General features: G+C 34.6%; 14 protein-coding genes. 8 read left to right on the top strand and 6 right to left on the bottom strand.

Annotation, left to right across the window (positions count from 1 at the left end; translation table 11 throughout):
- Positions 1-187 precede the first annotated feature (187 nt).
- On the top strand, positions 188-1252 hold the full coding sequence (locus NMY3_RS07455) for an LLM class flavin-dependent oxidoreductase (protein WP_196818279.1): 1065 nt from the start codon (positions 188-190) through the stop codon (positions 1250-1252).
- A gap of 284 nt (positions 1253-1536) precedes the next feature.
- On the opposite strand, the gene NMY3_RS07450 is transcribed toward NMY3_RS07455, so the two are convergent.
- Complete coding sequence (locus NMY3_RS07450; protein ID WP_196818278.1) at positions 1537-1797, bottom strand: hypothetical protein; 261 nt, start codon at positions 1795-1797, stop codon at positions 1537-1539.
- Between the two features lie 221 nt (positions 1798-2018).
- Here NMY3_RS07450 and NMY3_RS07445 point away from each other — a divergent pair, with 221 nt between their 5' ends.
- Together NMY3_RS07445 and NMY3_RS07440 are read left to right on the top strand one after the other, a co-directional pair.
- Entirely contained in the window at positions 2019-3155 is a 1137-nt protein-coding gene (locus NMY3_RS07445) for an L-dopachrome tautomerase-related protein (RefSeq protein WP_196818277.1), read from the top strand.
- A gap of 623 nt (positions 3156-3778) precedes the next feature.
- On the top strand, positions 3779-4165 hold the full coding sequence (locus tag NMY3_RS07440) for a response regulator (protein ID WP_196818276.1): 387 nt from the start codon (positions 3779-3781) through the stop codon (positions 4163-4165).
- A gap of 79 nt (positions 4166-4244) precedes the next feature.
- On the opposite strand, the gene NMY3_RS07435 is transcribed toward NMY3_RS07440, so the two are convergent.
- Both NMY3_RS07435 and hsp20 read right to left on the bottom strand, forming a co-directional pair.
- Positions 4245-4796 carry an MEDS domain-containing protein gene (locus tag NMY3_RS07435; RefSeq protein ID WP_196818275.1) on the bottom strand — a complete coding sequence of 184 codons (552 nt, stop codon included), beginning with the start codon at positions 4794-4796 and terminating at the stop codon, positions 4245-4247.
- 663 nt (positions 4797-5459) lie between these two features.
- Entirely contained in the window at positions 5460-6116 is a 657-nt protein-coding gene (gene hsp20 / locus NMY3_RS07430; RefSeq protein WP_196818274.1) for an archaeal heat shock protein Hsp20, read from the bottom strand.
- 263 nt (positions 6117-6379) lie between these two features.
- Between hsp20 and NMY3_RS07425 the strand changes: the two genes are divergently transcribed.
- Positions 6380-7273, top strand: a complete 894-nt coding sequence (locus tag NMY3_RS07425; protein WP_196815659.1) for an IS5-like element ISThar1 family transposase — start codon at positions 6380-6382, stop codon at positions 7271-7273.
- A gap of 128 nt (positions 7274-7401) precedes the next feature.
- On the opposite strand, the gene NMY3_RS07420 is transcribed toward NMY3_RS07425, so the two are convergent.
- Positions 7402-7884, bottom strand: coding sequence for a phosphoribosyltransferase (locus NMY3_RS07420; RefSeq protein ID WP_196818273.1), 483 nt, complete (start codon positions 7882-7884; stop codon positions 7402-7404).
- A 609-nt stretch (positions 7885-8493) separates the two neighbouring features.
- Between NMY3_RS07420 and NMY3_RS07415 the strand changes: the two genes are divergently transcribed.
- Positions 8494-8751, top strand: a complete 258-nt coding sequence (locus NMY3_RS07415; protein WP_196818272.1) for a hypothetical protein — start codon at positions 8494-8496, stop codon at positions 8749-8751.
- Positions 8752-9209: 458 nt separating this feature from the next.
- Here NMY3_RS07415 and NMY3_RS07410 read toward each other — a convergent pair whose 3' ends face one another.
- Positions 9210-11450 (bottom strand): heavy metal translocating P-type ATPase, encoded by a 2241-nt coding sequence (locus NMY3_RS07410; protein WP_196818271.1) that lies wholly within the window; start codon positions 11448-11450, stop codon positions 9210-9212.
- Between the two features lie 168 nt (positions 11451-11618).
- Here NMY3_RS07410 and NMY3_RS07405 point away from each other — a divergent pair, with 168 nt between their 5' ends.
- The 3 genes from NMY3_RS07405 (at position 11619) to NMY3_RS07395 (ending at position 14740) form a co-directional block, all read left to right on the top strand.
- Positions 11619-11840: a heavy-metal-associated domain-containing protein gene (locus NMY3_RS07405; RefSeq protein ID WP_196818270.1), complete on the top strand. Its 222-nt coding sequence runs from the start codon at positions 11619-11621 to the stop codon at positions 11838-11840.
- 82 nt (positions 11841-11922) lie between these two features.
- A complete protein-coding gene (locus tag NMY3_RS07400; RefSeq protein WP_196818269.1) occupies positions 11923-12435 on the top strand; it encodes an AsnC family transcriptional regulator in 513 nt (170 codons plus the stop codon).
- Positions 12436-14353: 1918 nt separating this feature from the next.
- The gene (locus NMY3_RS07395) at positions 14354-14740 is read left to right on the top strand and encodes a nuclear transport factor 2 family protein (protein WP_196818268.1); all 387 of its coding nucleotides are present in this window, start codon (positions 14354-14356) and stop codon (positions 14738-14740) included.
- A 278-nt stretch (positions 14741-15018) separates the two neighbouring features.
- Here the strand turns inward: NMY3_RS07395 and NMY3_RS07390 are convergent, their stop codons facing one another.
- Entirely contained in the window at positions 15019-16056 is a 1038-nt protein-coding gene (locus tag NMY3_RS07390; protein WP_196818267.1) for an aldo/keto reductase, read from the bottom strand.
- Positions 16057-16563 lie beyond the last annotated feature (507 nt).

The raw sequence follows: 16563 nt of genomic DNA, 5'->3' as shown, positions 1-16563 counted from the left end.
GTTCTTTCCGTTGACCTATGGTCTCAACATTTCCAACCAATCTTCATCATTAACAAACAACTCTACAAATTCTGGCATCCTACCTATTCCAAACAATAGTAAACTTTTCAATGAGATTGTTTAATTCTGAAATTACATCGCTTAATGTAGGTATATGGAATAAATACTTTAGTAGAAATAACAAGACATGAGGACAGTTGGGTATTGGGCCTCCCAAGAACAATATTCTATGCAAGATTTAATCAAGTTCACAATTGAAGCAGAGAAAGGCGGCTTTACTTCAACTATGACTAGTGATCATTTTCACCCTTGGTGGAATGACGGAGGATTTGGAAATTTTACCTGGATATGGCTTGCAGCAGCTGCAGAAAGAACAAAGAAGATGCGATTTGTTACTGGAGTCACTTCTCCGATTTATAGGTACAATCCTGCAATAATAGCGCAAGCATTTGCATCTCTTGCCATATTATATCCACGCAGAATTAGCTTGGGATTAGGTTCAGGAGAAGCCATGAATGAAGTTTCCGTTGGATTTGAATGGCCCTCCTCAAGAACTAGATTGGAAAGGACGATAGAAGCCATTGAAATTATAAAGATTCTCTGGGAAAAAGAGCGACAACCTCAATCAAATAGGGAAACTAGTTTTACATCGGACAAGAAGTTTATCGACAAAGATGGATTTTTGAACTATAATGGTCAATATTTCAAGACAAAATCGGCTAAACTCTATTCACTTCCTTCATATCCAATTCCTTTGTATATGGCTGCCTCAGGACCCAAGGCTACTGCAGCTGCTGCTACTCTTACAGATGGATTGATCACGGTATCAAAGCCTAATAATTCAAAAGAAGTATTTGATAAATTCGATGAGGCCGCTGTTGCCGCAGGTAAAGATCCAAATAAACTTGAAAAAATAAGCAAACCCAGAATATCCTATTCCGAGGATTACGATGAGGCATTCAAATCCATAAATTTTTGGAGAGCAAGCGAAATAAGGAATGTATTTGATACTGCCATTAATGATCCAAGAAAATTACAGCAAAAAGCACTAGAAGAAGTATCAGACGAAGAGCTAGAAAAGTCAACCCTAATAGTAACGTCTGTGGAAGATTTGATAAAACCACTTGAAGAATATTTTAAATGTGGTTTCACCCAGATTTATATACACAGCACTAGTCCTGATGAACTTGATTTTGTACAACAATTCTGCAAAAAAGTGTTACCTCATTTTAAAGAGGAAAAACAACAATAGAATATCGGGCAGTTTAAATGTCATTGTTCTAGTAACTACCCAAACCATGACGTCTGACATGTAAACAAGACCCTTGCCCATCGTACGAGTCATAGATGACAATCATGGTTTTCAAACAGAATAGCCGTTTGACCCATTCAGATGCTTTATTCTACCGCTAATACCCTAATTAATTTAGTAAGCAGTTACCATGGGGAGTATGAAGGTAGTGAACTATTATCTTATGGATAAAATAATTTAGATCGGTTTCAGAAATATATCCTAACCAGAGTATTAGTCTAATATTACTCTGATTTACTAGTCATATCGTCTAGTTGGTCTAATAGACTACTAACTATATCTAATTCAGATGCTGCTTCAACGAGTTTTCCATCGTTTAGTGCATCTTTTGCATCGTTTACATGCTGTTGTACTTCATCTAAGCATATTGGGGGACAATAAGATACACTAGCTGATGTACTAGAAAAAGCATTTGTTACGACGCTACCAGTTGATAATAAGGCTGTAGTTATTACTGTTAAAAAGATAAATGAATATTTATTCATTGAAATTATATTACTCTAACAGAGATTTATGCCTTGATCTCAATTCTATAATTATAAAGATAGAGTCAATTGTTGAGTGAAATTTACCGAAAAGATTGATCTCATATTCGGCAGGTATTGTAAGAGAGATATGTATTATGTGAATACAATGTAAGAGGCGCCGCGCTTAAAGGCAACGAAAGAGATCTCAAGTATATGAGCTATGTTTTTGATATCATAGTATGTCAAATAATCCAAAAAATACTCATCTACACAAGTTGCCATCTGCTGATCCAGTAGGAGCATTAGAAACCGTAGCTTTTTTTAATGATGCTATGCCAACAGGAGTGACAGTATCCCATAAGGGTAGAATATTTGTAAACTTTCCAAAGTGGGGTGACGATGTCAAATACTCTGTTGCTGAAATACTTAAAGATGGGAACATGGTTGCTTATCCGGATGAGTCATTAAACAAAACAAATGAAGATGATCAAGCTTCAACTTTAGTATCAGTACAGTCTGTTGTTGTTGACCCTCGTGACAGGTTATGGATTCTTGACACTGGTAGCCCCTTATTTCAACCCACAAAATACGGAGGGCCAAAGTTGATTTGTGTTGATTTGGAAACAAACAAAGTAACTAAAAAGATTTTGTTTTCCCAAACAGTGGCATTACCTACAACCTATCTAAACGATATTCGATTCGACTTACGAAGAGGCGATGAGGGTATGGCCTTCATCACAGATTCATCTCAAAAGGGATCGAATGGATTTATTGTGGTTGACCTTGGATCTGGTGAAAGCTGGCGTCGACTTAATGATCACAAATCGACCAAACCGGAGGATCTGCAAGCCTTTCTTCCTCTAGTAGAAGGTAAGCCATTCCTAGAAGAACAACAAAATGGGTCGGTGAAACATGGAGCCAGCATGGGCGCTGACGGCATCGCAATTAGCTCTGATGGGTCTCGTTTATACTACTGTCCACTTGGGAGTCGTAAGTTATACAGTGTAGATATAGATGCCCTTATTAATCGTGATACACCAGAATCGGATGTTGTTGCTACCATAAAAGATCATGGTGACAGGGGTGGTGCATCGGATGGTCTTGAATCAGATGCCTCTGGTAATATCTACTCAACTAACTATGAGCATAATGCCATTCTTCGTCTTAGACATTCTGACAAGATATGGGAAACATTGGCATATGATTCACGCCTCCTATGGCCCGATACCCTTTCACTAGCTACAGATGGATATCTCTATGTTACCGCTAATCAATTGCATCGTCAAGCTCGTTATAACAATGGGAAGGATCGCCGAGTTAAGCCTTATGTTATGTTCCGTATTCAAGTAAATGCCCGACCTGTCTTGTTGCGATAAATTTAGGCGGACTAAATATCAACCCATTTTTTGATTTACTTTGAAAAACCCTTTTGGCTTTCACACATAGAATTTGACGACGCCGTTGATTCAAATTTCAGTAAATTAGTATCCGAGCACCATTTGTAGTCAAAAACGATACTAACAATTTTGTTAAGAGAATGGACATGCTATCGCTTTAAATTGAGAGCGGGTTCTAATACAAAAGATAAAAATTTCAGCTACTCACAAGGTCTGGCACTCCAACGCACCAGACCTTTGAGGAAGTAAATGATGTCGCAGATCTGAAATCTCATAAATTATTTAAATAGATTATGGTACTTTTTTTATAAGATTTCTATTGTAAATCAATACTTTACATTTATGCAGCCCACCAACTCTTCATAATAATTACGACGCAGATGACCCAAAAAATGGGATCTCAGTACAACCCGTACACCAAAAGGATTTGACCCCTTCACTCATTATGATGTCATAAAGCGACAAACAACACTGAATTACGATAAAGAATTAGATTGATCACTCACTTGAACCATGAGAACGGGCTTACAAAGTAGTACAATTCCTTAGGGTCTATAATTTTATGGATAAATTTAAATAATTTAGAAAAAAATCAGCACTAATTGTCATCGTCATCTGATAAGTCTATCATTATAGTGGACGATGAAATAGAACTTGCAGATCTTTTCAAAGAATTTTTGAAAAAAGAAGGATTCAATGCAATCTCTTTCACTGATCCTATAATGGCACTTGAATATTTTAGGGAAACTTCTGGTAAACATTCCTTGATAATTACGGACATGAGAATGCCAGACATAAATGGTATAGACCTTGCAAAGAACATTAGAGAGATTAATAATGAAATAAAGATTTTTTTAATGACTGCTTTTGATGCCAAAGATTTGAAAGATCATGAGAACTTTAAGATTGCAAGAATTGATAGGATAATTCAAAAACCAATTCGTTTTCCTGATCTCCGGGAGATGATAAATGATGCTTGGAAAAAATGATACCATGTAGGTTATTTACTTATATGCTAATTTTGATCAAAATTAGCCTGAAAGATTTGAAAAAGCCCGTCTAAAAGTATCATATTTTTATAGCAAATGCATGGTGACTTAATAACTTTTGCTTTTGCTCCTTTGAAAGTGTATTAAAGTCCTTTTGATGGTATAGGCATAATCTCTTTAAATCGATATCGTATCTAGTAGGTAGAGATGATTCGTATGCTAGGAGATCCTGTATGCGGTGCTCATAACGAAAAGGGCCCATATCTCCCAAGAATGATACACCCGCTTTTCCCTTCTCTTTGGCGTATCCTACTAAATCCTTATCAGAATTATTTTCAGATTGTTGAGATTCATTACCTAAATATTTCTTTAAAGAATCCATAATCATCAATGAATTTTCAGTCTTCTCCCACTTATCGACATCTATTGATACATGTCCTGCCGACAGAGTTTTTCTGACAGAATCTTCAGTTTCGTAAAACGATGCTAGTTGAATAAATTCATTTTTCTCTTCAATTCTTTTTTTTATATATTGCGAGTAAAATTCTCTTAGTGTCTCTAAATTCTCGTAAATAACTAATGCATGAGTCCCATACTCTGATTCAGATATAGTATTTGATGCGCTTTCCACAAGCATTTCATTAATATCTGTCTCAAGGGGAATTTAGTAACACCTATCATTATTTAGTGATAATAGTTTAATAACCTACACTAGTCTAGTGTTTCTTGCCTCTTGAAAGTTAGATTGTACCATGACTGGAAGAATATGTAACAGGTTTAGCCGTGAGAGGTTTCCTCATTAGTAGTCATTCTTTTCTATCATACATAATTGATCAAACTGGATTAATTTATTATGTTAAAATTTCTAATCATTATCAATTGTATTAGTGAAGTCTAAATCAGACCATTAAAGATACTCTTAACTTTATCATCGTTATTGGACTCGTAACTATCATCTGTTCCTGGATGACCGATATTTAATACTATAAAGTCCCTAGAAATAAAATACAGAGAATCATCAAAAAAGGAATAAGAAGTTTAAGAAATGAGTAGATGGTGTTTTAACTAGAGATGGGAATAGAGAAAAGATGATACAAGGTGCACGTAGATCTTATTCTTCATCTCTAGGAGTAATATTTATCTGCTTCCTAGATAGGGGGTTGGTAAAGATCCATATTTAAAAATACTATTTAATGATAATAATAAAATGGTATGAAAAGGAAGAGAGGTAAACAACAGGAAAGATGGCTAACTACTTAATAGTATAGTATTAAACAAGTTGTATTATTCAGCGTTATTCTACCTTTACCTCCTTACCTTTTGGTTTTACATTTTCTTTTTTATTGAAAACGACTTCTAATATACCATTAGTATAGTTAGATCTAGCTGAATCTATATCAGCTTCTAAGGGAATTTCAACAGTTTTATGATATTTTCTTTGAGAACCTGTAGTTGCAATTTCCACCATACCTTCAGTCGCATTTATTTTAATATCCTCTTTTTTTATACCTGGCATTTCTACTATGACTTTGATTTCCTTTTCGGTAGTATTTAGATCTGCCAGAGGTTCTCTCTCAGCCGTTAATGTTGGTCCTGCGGCCAAACCAGTGATATTAATTTCTTGCTTGTTTGATCCTCCGGCCAAATTCTTAACGTTTCCAAATTGTCTTATATGCGGCTTTCCGTCAGGTCCAATTGTCATCGAATATCCATAAACTATTGGCCCAACTTCTCTTACTTTTGTACCATCTGGTGCTTGATATTCTCTTACCAATTCCTTTGGTGCATTGGATTGAATATTATTAAATTGTTTAAATATTCTCTCCATCTCCTCTTGCATCTCTTCAAATCCAGCAAAGTAATCATCGAAGAATCCCCCTCTATTCTTGTTTGTGTGCCTTCCAAAGAAATTTCTATACCAGTCAAATGGGTTAAAATCTCTACTACTCATTATACTCCCCATATAGTCAACATATTTATTATACTTGATCTTCTCGAATTATTCATCTATTTTTTGACGTTCCAGTCAAAGTCAAGTAAACATCAATCGTTACTAAATCGAATATATGATTTGGAAACACAAATTGTATTTAGTGCAAATGACTGTATTCATACTTTTGAATCATATATCTTGGTTTCTTAGAGTATTATGGTTTTTATATGCTTTGTCGCCTAACTCAACATATTTAGCTGGAATGAACAGATTGATTATTTGTGATAGACTGGCCCTCTTACAATCGCTCATTAGTTCAACGCGGTGAGATCCTCTTCTCGTATGATTTCCTTGATGGTTGGGGTTCAGAGATAGAGAATATGAATATAAACAAAAAGGGTAAACCATTTGTATTTCCAGATTCTTTCATCTTGGCCATTGGTTACATTCGCTATTTATTTCACCTACCATACAGACAAACCCAAGGTATAATTAAGGCCACAGGAAAAAGGTTACCTGCTAATCCACCAAGTTATGGTCACATCTGTAAACGAATCAACAAGCTAAACATCGATATTAAAAGAGACAAGATGGATGACGATGATGACCTAATAATATCAATAGACAGTACAGGTATCAAGATTACTAACAGAGGTCAGTGGATGGATGAGAAATGGAATACACAAAATAGAAAAGGATATCTCAAGATCCACGTTGCTGTAGACATAAAGACCAGGAAAATCATTGCTTTGGAAGTGACAGATGAGAAGGTACATGATGGGAAAATGCTAAAGAAACTAGTCAATCATGTTTTGGATTCGAGAGAACCAAACACTGTAAAGATAAAATCGGTACTAGCTGATGGAGCCTATGATTCAAATCCAAACTTTGTGTATCTTGAGGACAAAAAGATCAATCCAGGTATAAAGGTAAGAAGGAACTCTATTGTTTCTCCTAAAAACAATAGGTTAAGGAACAACGAAGTAAAGTTACAAGCAAAGGATCTGTTGAAATGGAAGACAAAAAGAAAATACGGACAGAGATGGATATCTGAAACTGTGTTCTCAGCTATAAAGAGAATGTTTGGTGAATACACATCAGCAAACAGGTTTCAAAACATGGTAAAGGAGATCATGATAAAAGTATCATTGTATAACATTTTTAGAAGAATATAACATGATGATCATGATGATAACCGGAGAATAAGGAATTATGCAACAAAGCATTTTTATAGTTTTATGGACATGTCGAGCACACATTTAATTTGATTCAACAATCAAAAATTTCCAAGCAAAATTCTATCCTATGGTAATGATTTTAGTTCCCATGGAAAGACGACCCATTTGTCATGGTTTAATATTTTTCCGATAAAGGTTATTTCATCGTCTGTTTCATTCCGATTAGTTTCGTTGAATCTTCTCATAAGAAATGCGTAATCACAATCAAAATCTTTTATTGCATGTTTGACTTTAGAAAATGTCTGACCAGTATCGTATATTTCATCCACTACAAGATACTTTTTATCGGTCGTTAATTGAGGCATTTCTTCGATATGTAGTTTCTTATTTCTAACGGGTATGAACTGTATATGATCAATGTCTAGTTCTTGGGCCATTAGCCTTGCTGGGATGATTCCTCCATTTGTTATTCCTAATATTATGTCATACTTTTTGTTCGAAGTCTTTATTTTAGCTGCAACAATCTGAATTAGTAGTCCTATCTCCCCCCAACTACTATACTCTTTGGGAGAGCTTTTTTCGTTAATCTCTTCTTTTTTGAACTTCAAATACTATATACTACTAACAAAACCAACAACAACAATATTAACAATCAGAATATCCTATCTATACTTGTACCACTAACACTTTAAGAGAATAGAGATCAGCAGAGGGCTACATAAAAAAGGTCTGTAATTCGAGTGTTCTCAATGAGTATATACCATCATCAATCCAAATATCTTTAGAAATTCCGATACTATACAGTTAATTTAATTACGAAACAGATTCATTAGTTTAGGTTCTGCATCTCATTGGTGGATAGCCTGCGTAATGGGATTGGATTTGGATATGCTATATGCGATTGATCATAAATCAATCTAAAATTGGGAGAATTGATAAAATTATCGGACAAGATTTTAGATATTTGAAAAAAAATTAGTCAAATATAAATTGATAGAAAACGGGTAAATGAAAAACACCTGTAGAGTGACAAATAAAGACTATTAATTAGATTAAATCTATTTCCAAAAAAATATTCCCTGTACTTTTATTATATGCTTACCAGACCTCTAGACCGTAACCTAGAAATTAATTCTGTTTAATTTTACCTCTAAAGATTCATAGAAATATCTAAAATATCTAATATAAGTTGAATTATCATGTTATAGTTTACAAGTATGAACACAAATAAAACATTACTAGTATCAACAGCTGTTGTTCTCGCACTTGCCTTGGTCCTAGCCCCATTGGCAATTTCAGAAGATGCATTGGCAAAAAAGAGTAACAAAGCAAAACAAATCATTAGCCAATCTCAAAAATCAAAACAGAATAGTCAAGTAGTTTCTGGTGGAAGCTCTGTACTCTCTGGCAATAACTTGAACTTCCAATTCCAAGCTAACACAGGAAATAATGCATTAGGACAAATAAACAACTAATCCTTTTTTTTTTTGTTGTTCACTTATTTCACATTACTTTTTAGAATTCAAATTTAAGCTTTCAATAGATTTTATTTAACCTGAAAAGTTATTAGATTTATCAAGACTCTAACTAAAAGGTATCATCCATGCGATGAATATTGACAATGCAAGGATTGACAATGCAAGGATTGACAATAATGACATCAAGGTATGGATAGAAGAAAGTATCTATCGTATTATTGTATAATCCAATATTGATAATTGACTGATATGCTAAAAAAGGGATTATATCATCTGTAGATGAGGGTTGTATAATCAAATTTTTTTCATATAATCAAGTTGAGAACTAAAAGATATGAAGGGTTAAAGGTTTAGTAGCCGATAAAGGTCTACAACGGCTTAAACTCCAGATCCAGATAAGTCAAGAATGCTTGTTTTTAAATCCTATAAATAAAAAAGAATAATATAATGGTCATCTAAACTGATTTTGTTTTTGGTCTATTTATTGTTCTTGGTTTATATCTTCCCAAAAAAAGAGAATTAGTAACAACAGTGACAGAGCTCATGGCCATTGCCAATCCAGCAAGAATTGGGAGCCACCCAAATACTGATAGTCCCAAAATAGGAACCAATGCACCTGCTGCTACAGGTATTAACCCCGTATTATAAGCAAAAGCCCAGAACAAATTCTGCTTTATTTTTGAGACAGTTTTCTTTCCTAATTCTAATGCGGTTACAACGTCTCCAATATTGTTGCTAATTAATATTATACCACCAGTTTCTTTGGCAATATCTGTTCCGGACCCTATTGCAATTCCCAAATCTGCTCGGGCTAAAGCTGGAGCATCATTAATTCCGTCACCTACCATTGCTACAACTCTTTTTTCTTTTGTCTGTATACTGCTTACGATCTCTTCTTTTTGATGTGGCAACACCTGAGATATTACTCGGGTAATACCAATTCTGGAAGCGACAGCCTTTGCTGTCCGTTCATTATCTCCAGTGAGCATTATTGATTCAACTCCCAAGTTTTTTAGATCAAGAATCGCTTCTTTGGCACCTTCCTTTATGGTATCAGATATTGCAATTAATCCATACAAATGATTGTCTAGTGAGACTAGTACTGTTGTTTTACCATCTTTTTCCAATTCCGAAAGTCTTTTTTCAATGTTTTCAGGAATTGAAATATCATTGTCAAGCATTATCTTTCTATTTCCTACCGTTATGTCATGATCAGAGTATTTAGCTATAAGACCATGACCTGCTACCGCTTCAAATGAATCAGGCGAAACTGCATGAATTCCTTTTTCGTTGGCTTTTGTGATAACAGCTTTGGCCAAAGGGTGCTCAGACCCTGATTCTCCTATCGCTGCTAGTCTTAACAACTCGTTGTCATCTATATTATCAAATGTTACTATGTCAGTAACAGATGGTTTTCCTTCTGTTAATGTTCCAGTTTTATCAAATACCACTAAATTGACTTTACTTGCTATTTCTATATGCTCGCCGCCTTTATACAAAATACCATTTTCAGCTCCCTTTGCGGCACCCATCATTAATGCTGCTGGCGTCGCCAATCCTAAAGCACATGGACATGCTATTATCATGACAGAAACAAATGCTAGTACGGAATAAGTTAATCCCGCATTCCCAATAAAATACCAACCAAGGAATACCCCGATTGCTATTATTACAATAGCCGGAACAAAATATTTTGCTACCTGGTCCACCATTCTTTCAAGTTTGGATTTACCTGTTTTGGCCTCTTCTACCAGGGTTATGATTTGAGATAATACTGTATCTTGACCAATCTTAGTTGCTTTGACTTTTAAGAGGCCATTTTTGTTAATTGTTGCCCCAATTACTTCGTCGCCTTTTACTTTGTCAACAGGTATACTTTCACCTGTTATCGCAGATTCATCTATCGAAGATGAACCGTCTACTATCATTCCATCAGTGGGAACCCTTTCTCCTGGGCGTATGATCATCAAGTCGCCTTGTATGATTTCTTCCACTGGAATTTCAAGTTCTCTAAATTCTTTTGAAACTAGCTTTAGTCTAGAACCATCCAAAGGATTATTACTATTCTTATTAGCATCGGAACCTGCAGTATTTTTTTCTCTGATTTCAGGTCTCAATACATGTGCAGTCCTAGGTTTTAGATCTAAAAGCTTTCTAACCGCACCTGATGCTTTTTCTTTTGTCTTAGTTTCAAGCAGCCTTCCTATCAGGATAAGAGTAATTATGATTGCACTTGTTTCAAAGTATACCGCTGTAAAAGGGAAGTATCCAGGAAAGATGGTAACTATGGCGCTGTAAATATAAGCGGCTGTTGTTCCGATAGCAATTAACGTATCCATATTTGACGCTTTTGATTTGATACCATCCCAGAATCCTCTGTAAAAACGCCAACCAATCCAAAATTGTATTGGAGTAGCCAAAGCCAAAAGTATGTAATTGATATATTCCATCATTTCCATTGGATAGAGGTGTTCCAATTGTGGAATCATATGTGGTAAGCTAAACAATACGATTGGGATGGTTAATACTATGCTTATTAGGACATGTATTTTTAATTTTTTGAGGGCCTTCTCGGGTTCAAGAAATTCGTCTAAACATTGAGACGAGCAAAAATAGTAGGATATTCCGTCTTTAGTATGATGAATGGAACTTTCATTTTCTTCAACAAACATTCCACATATGGGGTCCTTTGCCATACAATGAGTAGTGATTAATAGATATATAACAACAAGGCTTTACAAATGTAAAATTAGTTTATTTTGGTTACATCTTTTTTAATGCCTGGGTCTAAGACCCTCTGTCTACATCCTTTTTAACAGCGCTATCAATTAAATAAATTACAAGAAAAGAATTATTGACATATTATGGAAAAAGTCTACTTTAAAGTTGTCGGAATGTATTGTACTACATGCAAACCTATTGTGGAAAAGCAATTAAAAGATAAAAAAGGAATCAAAAAAATAAATATTAACAATATAACAGATACAGTGATCGTAGAATTTGATCCCTTGGAAATAACTCAACACGACATTAAAGAAAGATTAGAAGAATCAGGATACAAATTTGTTAGAGTACCACAATACTGAGTAAATCTAATAACATTTTCGGCTATTACTTTTTACAAATGTAAAGAATATTATTACAAAGCAAGTAAATTGACAACTTCATATGCCACTTAGCCTTGATGAAATTGATGTATCTATCATAAGGTCACTACTAGAGGACGGCAGAAAGTCATTTAGAAAGATATCAAGGGAGACGAGAATAACAACTCCAACCGTAAAGTCACGTTATGAAAGATTGGTTAACATAGGTTTTATCAAGGGGATCCTACCAATTTTTGACTTTGATAAGGTAGAGTCAAAAGAAAAGAATTTCATCCAATTGCAGGACCTTGATGAAAATGTGAAAAGAAAAAAGAACATCGGTTACAAAACGCAGAACAAGATACTAAAAAAAGAGATAGGCGAAATTCAGAAAAAAATTGAAAGTGGCCTAACAATAAGCGTTACTTGTGATTTCTGTGATGGACCTGTCTATGGTAAACCTAAGATTCTAAAATTCGCAGATATTGAACGATTCTTCTGTTGTATATCATGCAAATCAGGATATGCTGAAAAATATCGAGGCAGAATAGAATCGATAAAAAGAAAATATGACGGTATATCCGAAATTGACTAGTCTTAGAATTGTTTATCCATGATTTGTATCAATATCCATATTTTGAAGGATTCTTATCGAATTGTTGTTTGCATGTAGAAGAACATAAATATATCTTGTTTCCGCCAATTTTCGATACATGTTTTTGCAGTCTTTTCATCCACGTTCATACTACAAACTGGGTCTTTTGCCATTTGCACTTTGCATTGCATACCAAGATATTTAAATTCAGATCTATAAATGTAATAACACCTAAAAAGATGAATAGTGATATGGTCATATATTCTGTTATCGGTTTGAGTCTATATCAAAGGTTCTATCTTTTTTTCTCCCCTCATCTATAATTTCAAACATCATGGATTGGTTTGTCATTGAAACTTTCCAAAAGTGCTGCCGGTTTTTCCCTTCGACAAAAAACATTTACCCATACTGATTAGAAGAGCGCAATATCCAATATTTAGTAGAAAGGAGACATCTGGTCTAAAATCTAGTGGACCAACAGAACAGAAAACATTCCCAAGTTAAATATACTCAAAATATTTACAATTAGGACTCAAAACCAATGAATCCTAGAATTATAGAAAAGATATAAAATTATGTCCTTTTCTATGTTCATAGATACCCCAACCGGTAGCTATACAAACCCTGATTCTTGTAGATTGTTTGTTATAGATCTTTTATCTCTATCTATCTTTTTTTGATCAATAAATGAAGTATTTTTGTAATAAAATTAAGGTGAAATTATTTAAGTATTTCAAAATTCTCTATTGAATGATCGTGACCGTACACATGCGCATAGCAGCAATAGCTTGAACACTTGGTGCACCTCGATAAGGGATAAGAATGACAATTAGGTATACAGCAAGAAGGTAATTGCTGACTAATTTTGTCTTTATTGGGGGACAGGGCTATCTCAGTTCTTTTAGGTATATATTTTTGAATATAATTACCCACCATGACCATATTCAATCATATTATTATCACTATAAATCTATAAAAAGATTTTTCCTATAGATTATTGTGAAAAAATGTTATCAAGTGAAAACTATATACTTGTTTAAATGATCTTTAGTTTCGCCATATCTTTTCATTTCGAATAACGTAGAATGAAACTTGGGGTTTGTAGTAAGATAGAAAAATGGTATAAAATCACGTGCAGTAGTTATTATGTCAGCCGAGAATGGATAAACCGTGTTTACAAAATCATCTTTATTTTAAGACAACCAAGCTCTGGCCTTTTCTCAAAGTGAACGGATTACCAGTTTGTTATGACGACTATGGATTAATGAACAAACAGAAAAGGAGAACGAGAAGGAGCAAGGATTATTTGCAAGGTTTGGAGAATCATCAATACAATACTATTTATACTTATTTTTTAGAACAAGTTTCCCTTAAAACAGTTCCGTAATCCAGTTTTGATTTTATTCTCATATAGGGAATTAATTTGTAATGGATTGAATAGTATTTCTTGTCTTGAGTTATAATTCCTTTAAGCAATAGTGATACCAGTCCTCCGGATACCTTTGATGTAGGAATTTTTTTTTCTTTCGAAACTTTGTCTCTGATTATGTGGTATTCATTTGGAGTAAAATAATTTCTGTTAATTTTTAAAATTAGGGGCCAGATTATATATTCCCATACTAATCTACGATTTTCAGTGGAAGTTGCATATTTCCCTTTTCTATTGGATTGCGCATATGCTTCGCCTGACTTATTGCTATCATCATTTTTTTGATCTTGGAATATGAATAATATAGTAAGTCGTCCTATTTAATAATATTCAACACAATCAAAGACTTTATTATTTGAGTATTCTCGGCGGACCACCTTGTGCATCGTAATCAACTAATCTACTATTTTCTCGCGTTCTCATTTCTTACTATATATATAGTAAGTTTTATTACGGAAAATACTTTATTTTCACTGAAAAAGAATTCCAATGTCAAAGAATATAAAAAATGTGTCTACTCAAGAATATGAGGATGCACTCGTTACTGTTGCTTTATACGTAGAAGGGTTGCGCGTCGGCAGCGTTCCTATACTTACCCAGGCCTTCCACAGGGATGCCACGATATCCGGGTTCGACGATGACAAGTTACTCCATGGGCCGATCAAGAATTTCTATGACTTTGTTGAAAAAAACGGCCCTGCCCCAAACATCAAGACTCGAATCGACGTGCTATCTATTACACCAACCACAGCAATATTGCGTGTCGACATGGAGAATGACGCTGTTGGAGCAAATTATACAGACTTTCACACGCTCATAAAACTTGATGGGACATGGTACATAATAACCAAGGTTTATCACAGGTACGAAGGATAAAGACTACTATGCGAATATCATTTATTAATCATATTTTTTCCCATTGTTTTTGATTTTCAATAAGAAAGTGAAACCGGCTGATATCTTAATATCCAATATCCATTATAATATCTATTTGACATAATAAAATAGGATTAAAAATCTAATCAATTAAAAAAAATCCCCTCCCCGCCCATTTATCATTATTGATAATCTGGTACTTAAATTAAATCAGTGTTCCCAGTATTCTATTCTCAAATGGCTAATAGGTCTATAATGATTGAGAGGAACAGGATTCTCTAAAATGGATATCTATACTCGTCACCACAATCTCCTACCATGTCAGATAGGTTATTTGACTTTGTGCATACGGTATCTATAATATCAATGTCAGACTTGTCCAAACTGAAGTTGAATACCTGAGCATTACTATTTCTATGATCAGATATCCCAAGCCTAACACCGATAATGGCACCGGCCACTGCAGGTTTCTGCAGGATATATCGAGTTGCTACATTAGCAATACTCACATTGTGTTTTTGTGATACTTCGTTCAAGGTGGATAAAAGTTTCTGAAATAAACCCCATCCGCCCCATGTATCTATCATCTTCTTGTATTTTTTCAGGCTCAATGTATCTAGATCAAAAGCAGATGGTTCTTGTATTTTTCCAAGATATCGTTCTGACAACAGCCCTCCGCACAGGCTTCCGTAGGCTAGTAGCTTGATATTATGTTCGTTGCAAAATTGTACCATTTTTACCTCAGGTCTACGATCTATGATCGAATATTGAATTTGGTTTGATACAATTTGCAATCCTGAATCCATCATGATTTGCATACGTTCGGTATCAAAATTTGTAAGGCCTATATGCTTGATTAGTCCTTCATCACGTAGGTCTGACAGATATTTGAGAGCATCCATATAATACGGATTATTATAATCCCACCAATGAAATTGAAGCAAATCAAGAGAGTCAACCCGCATTCTTGAGAGTGATTTTTGAATATTTTCTTTAACGTTAGAATATTCTATTCTTCCTGGATGCGGTACCCATTTTGTCAATGCCTGAATTCTATCGAGTTCTCCCCCTCCTTTTATCTCTGACAATCTCCTGCGGAACTGTCCAACAAAATCTTCCGCAGGGCCATAGATATCTGCAAGATCCCAACTTGTGAATCCAGCTTCATGATATTTTATCATGTCTTCAATTGCCGACTCCTGATCGATATACCCGTGTCCTCCTGCGACTTGCCACATACCATTGATTATCCTATGTATTATCAAATCAGGAGTCAGAGGATAATGACGTTCTATTTCACTCGTATCGGTATTCATTCTCTATATTTACCATACATTTCATGCTACAAATATAAAGTACAAATAGCCTATCTATTGTGATTCTTTATACAATCCTAGAAAATAGTAAAAAGGCGTCATTAGACTTGTGACCGCGCCATCATCATCTTGTTCTGCCTAACCTCATGTTTTCCATAAATTTTCGCAGGGAACCATAGCTTCAACGATAGAAAGTAGTTTGCGACGTACCCTTCGTTGCCATAGTTCTTACTGCGGCATTATTTATGACATGAATGTAGCCTTATTTCTATTTTCTAGGTTATTCATATTTATCCAAAAAAGTAAATAAACGTATCACTATCTTATGACAATATGAATAAAATATTTATTTATTATAAAATTCATAAAAATAACATAGATTTATTAAATAATATAATATAGTCAGACGGATATGTGTTTGATTCTAGTGTCGAACAGCTGCACGAATTCTAACCTAGCTTGTTTTCTACTTAGATTCTTCAAATCGACAGAGTGAAATGGCTAGAA

It is taken from the genome of Candidatus Nitrosocosmicus oleophilus (genome assembly GCF_000802205.1).
In the GTDB taxonomy this organism is placed as follows: Archaea; Thermoproteota; Nitrososphaeria; order Nitrososphaerales; family Nitrososphaeraceae; genus Nitrosocosmicus; species Nitrosocosmicus oleophilus.
The sequence above is the reverse complement of the archived record's forward strand: the minus strand, read 5'-3'. Positions and strand labels throughout refer to the sequence as shown.

What these genes read in the sequence shown, in the direction of transcription:
- NMY3_RS07455 (WP_196818279.1), top strand. Translation starts at nt 188, where the DNA reads ATGAGGACAGTTGGGTATTGGGCCTCCCAAGAACAATATTCTATGCAA.
- NMY3_RS07450 (WP_196818278.1), bottom strand. Translation starts at nt 1,797, where the DNA reads ATGAATAAATATTCATTTATCTTTTTAACAGTAATAACTACAGCCTTA.
- NMY3_RS07445 (WP_196818277.1), top strand. Translation starts at nt 2,019, where the DNA reads ATGTCAAATAATCCAAAAAATACTCATCTACACAAGTTGCCATCTGCT.
- hsp20 (WP_196818274.1), bottom strand. Translation starts at nt 6,116, where the DNA reads ATGAGTAGTAGAGATTTTAACCCATTTGACTGGTATAGAAATTTCTTT.
- NMY3_RS07415 (WP_196818272.1), top strand. Translation starts at nt 8,494, where the DNA reads ATGAACACAAATAAAACATTACTAGTATCAACAGCTGTTGTTCTCGCA.
- NMY3_RS07410 (WP_196818271.1), bottom strand. Translation starts at nt 11,450, where the DNA reads ATGGCAAAGGACCCCATATGTGGAATGTTTGTTGAAGAAAATGAAAGT.
- NMY3_RS07405 (WP_196818270.1), top strand. Translation starts at nt 11,619, where the DNA reads ATGGAAAAAGTCTACTTTAAAGTTGTCGGAATGTATTGTACTACATGC.
- NMY3_RS07400 (WP_196818269.1), top strand. Translation starts at nt 11,923, where the DNA reads ATGCCACTTAGCCTTGATGAAATTGATGTATCTATCATAAGGTCACTA.
- NMY3_RS07395 (WP_196818268.1), top strand. Translation starts at nt 14,354, where the DNA reads ATGTCAAAGAATATAAAAAATGTGTCTACTCAAGAATATGAGGATGCA.
- NMY3_RS07390 (WP_196818267.1), bottom strand. Translation starts at nt 16,056, where the DNA reads ATGAATACCGATACGAGTGAAATAGAACGTCATTATCCTCTGACTCCT.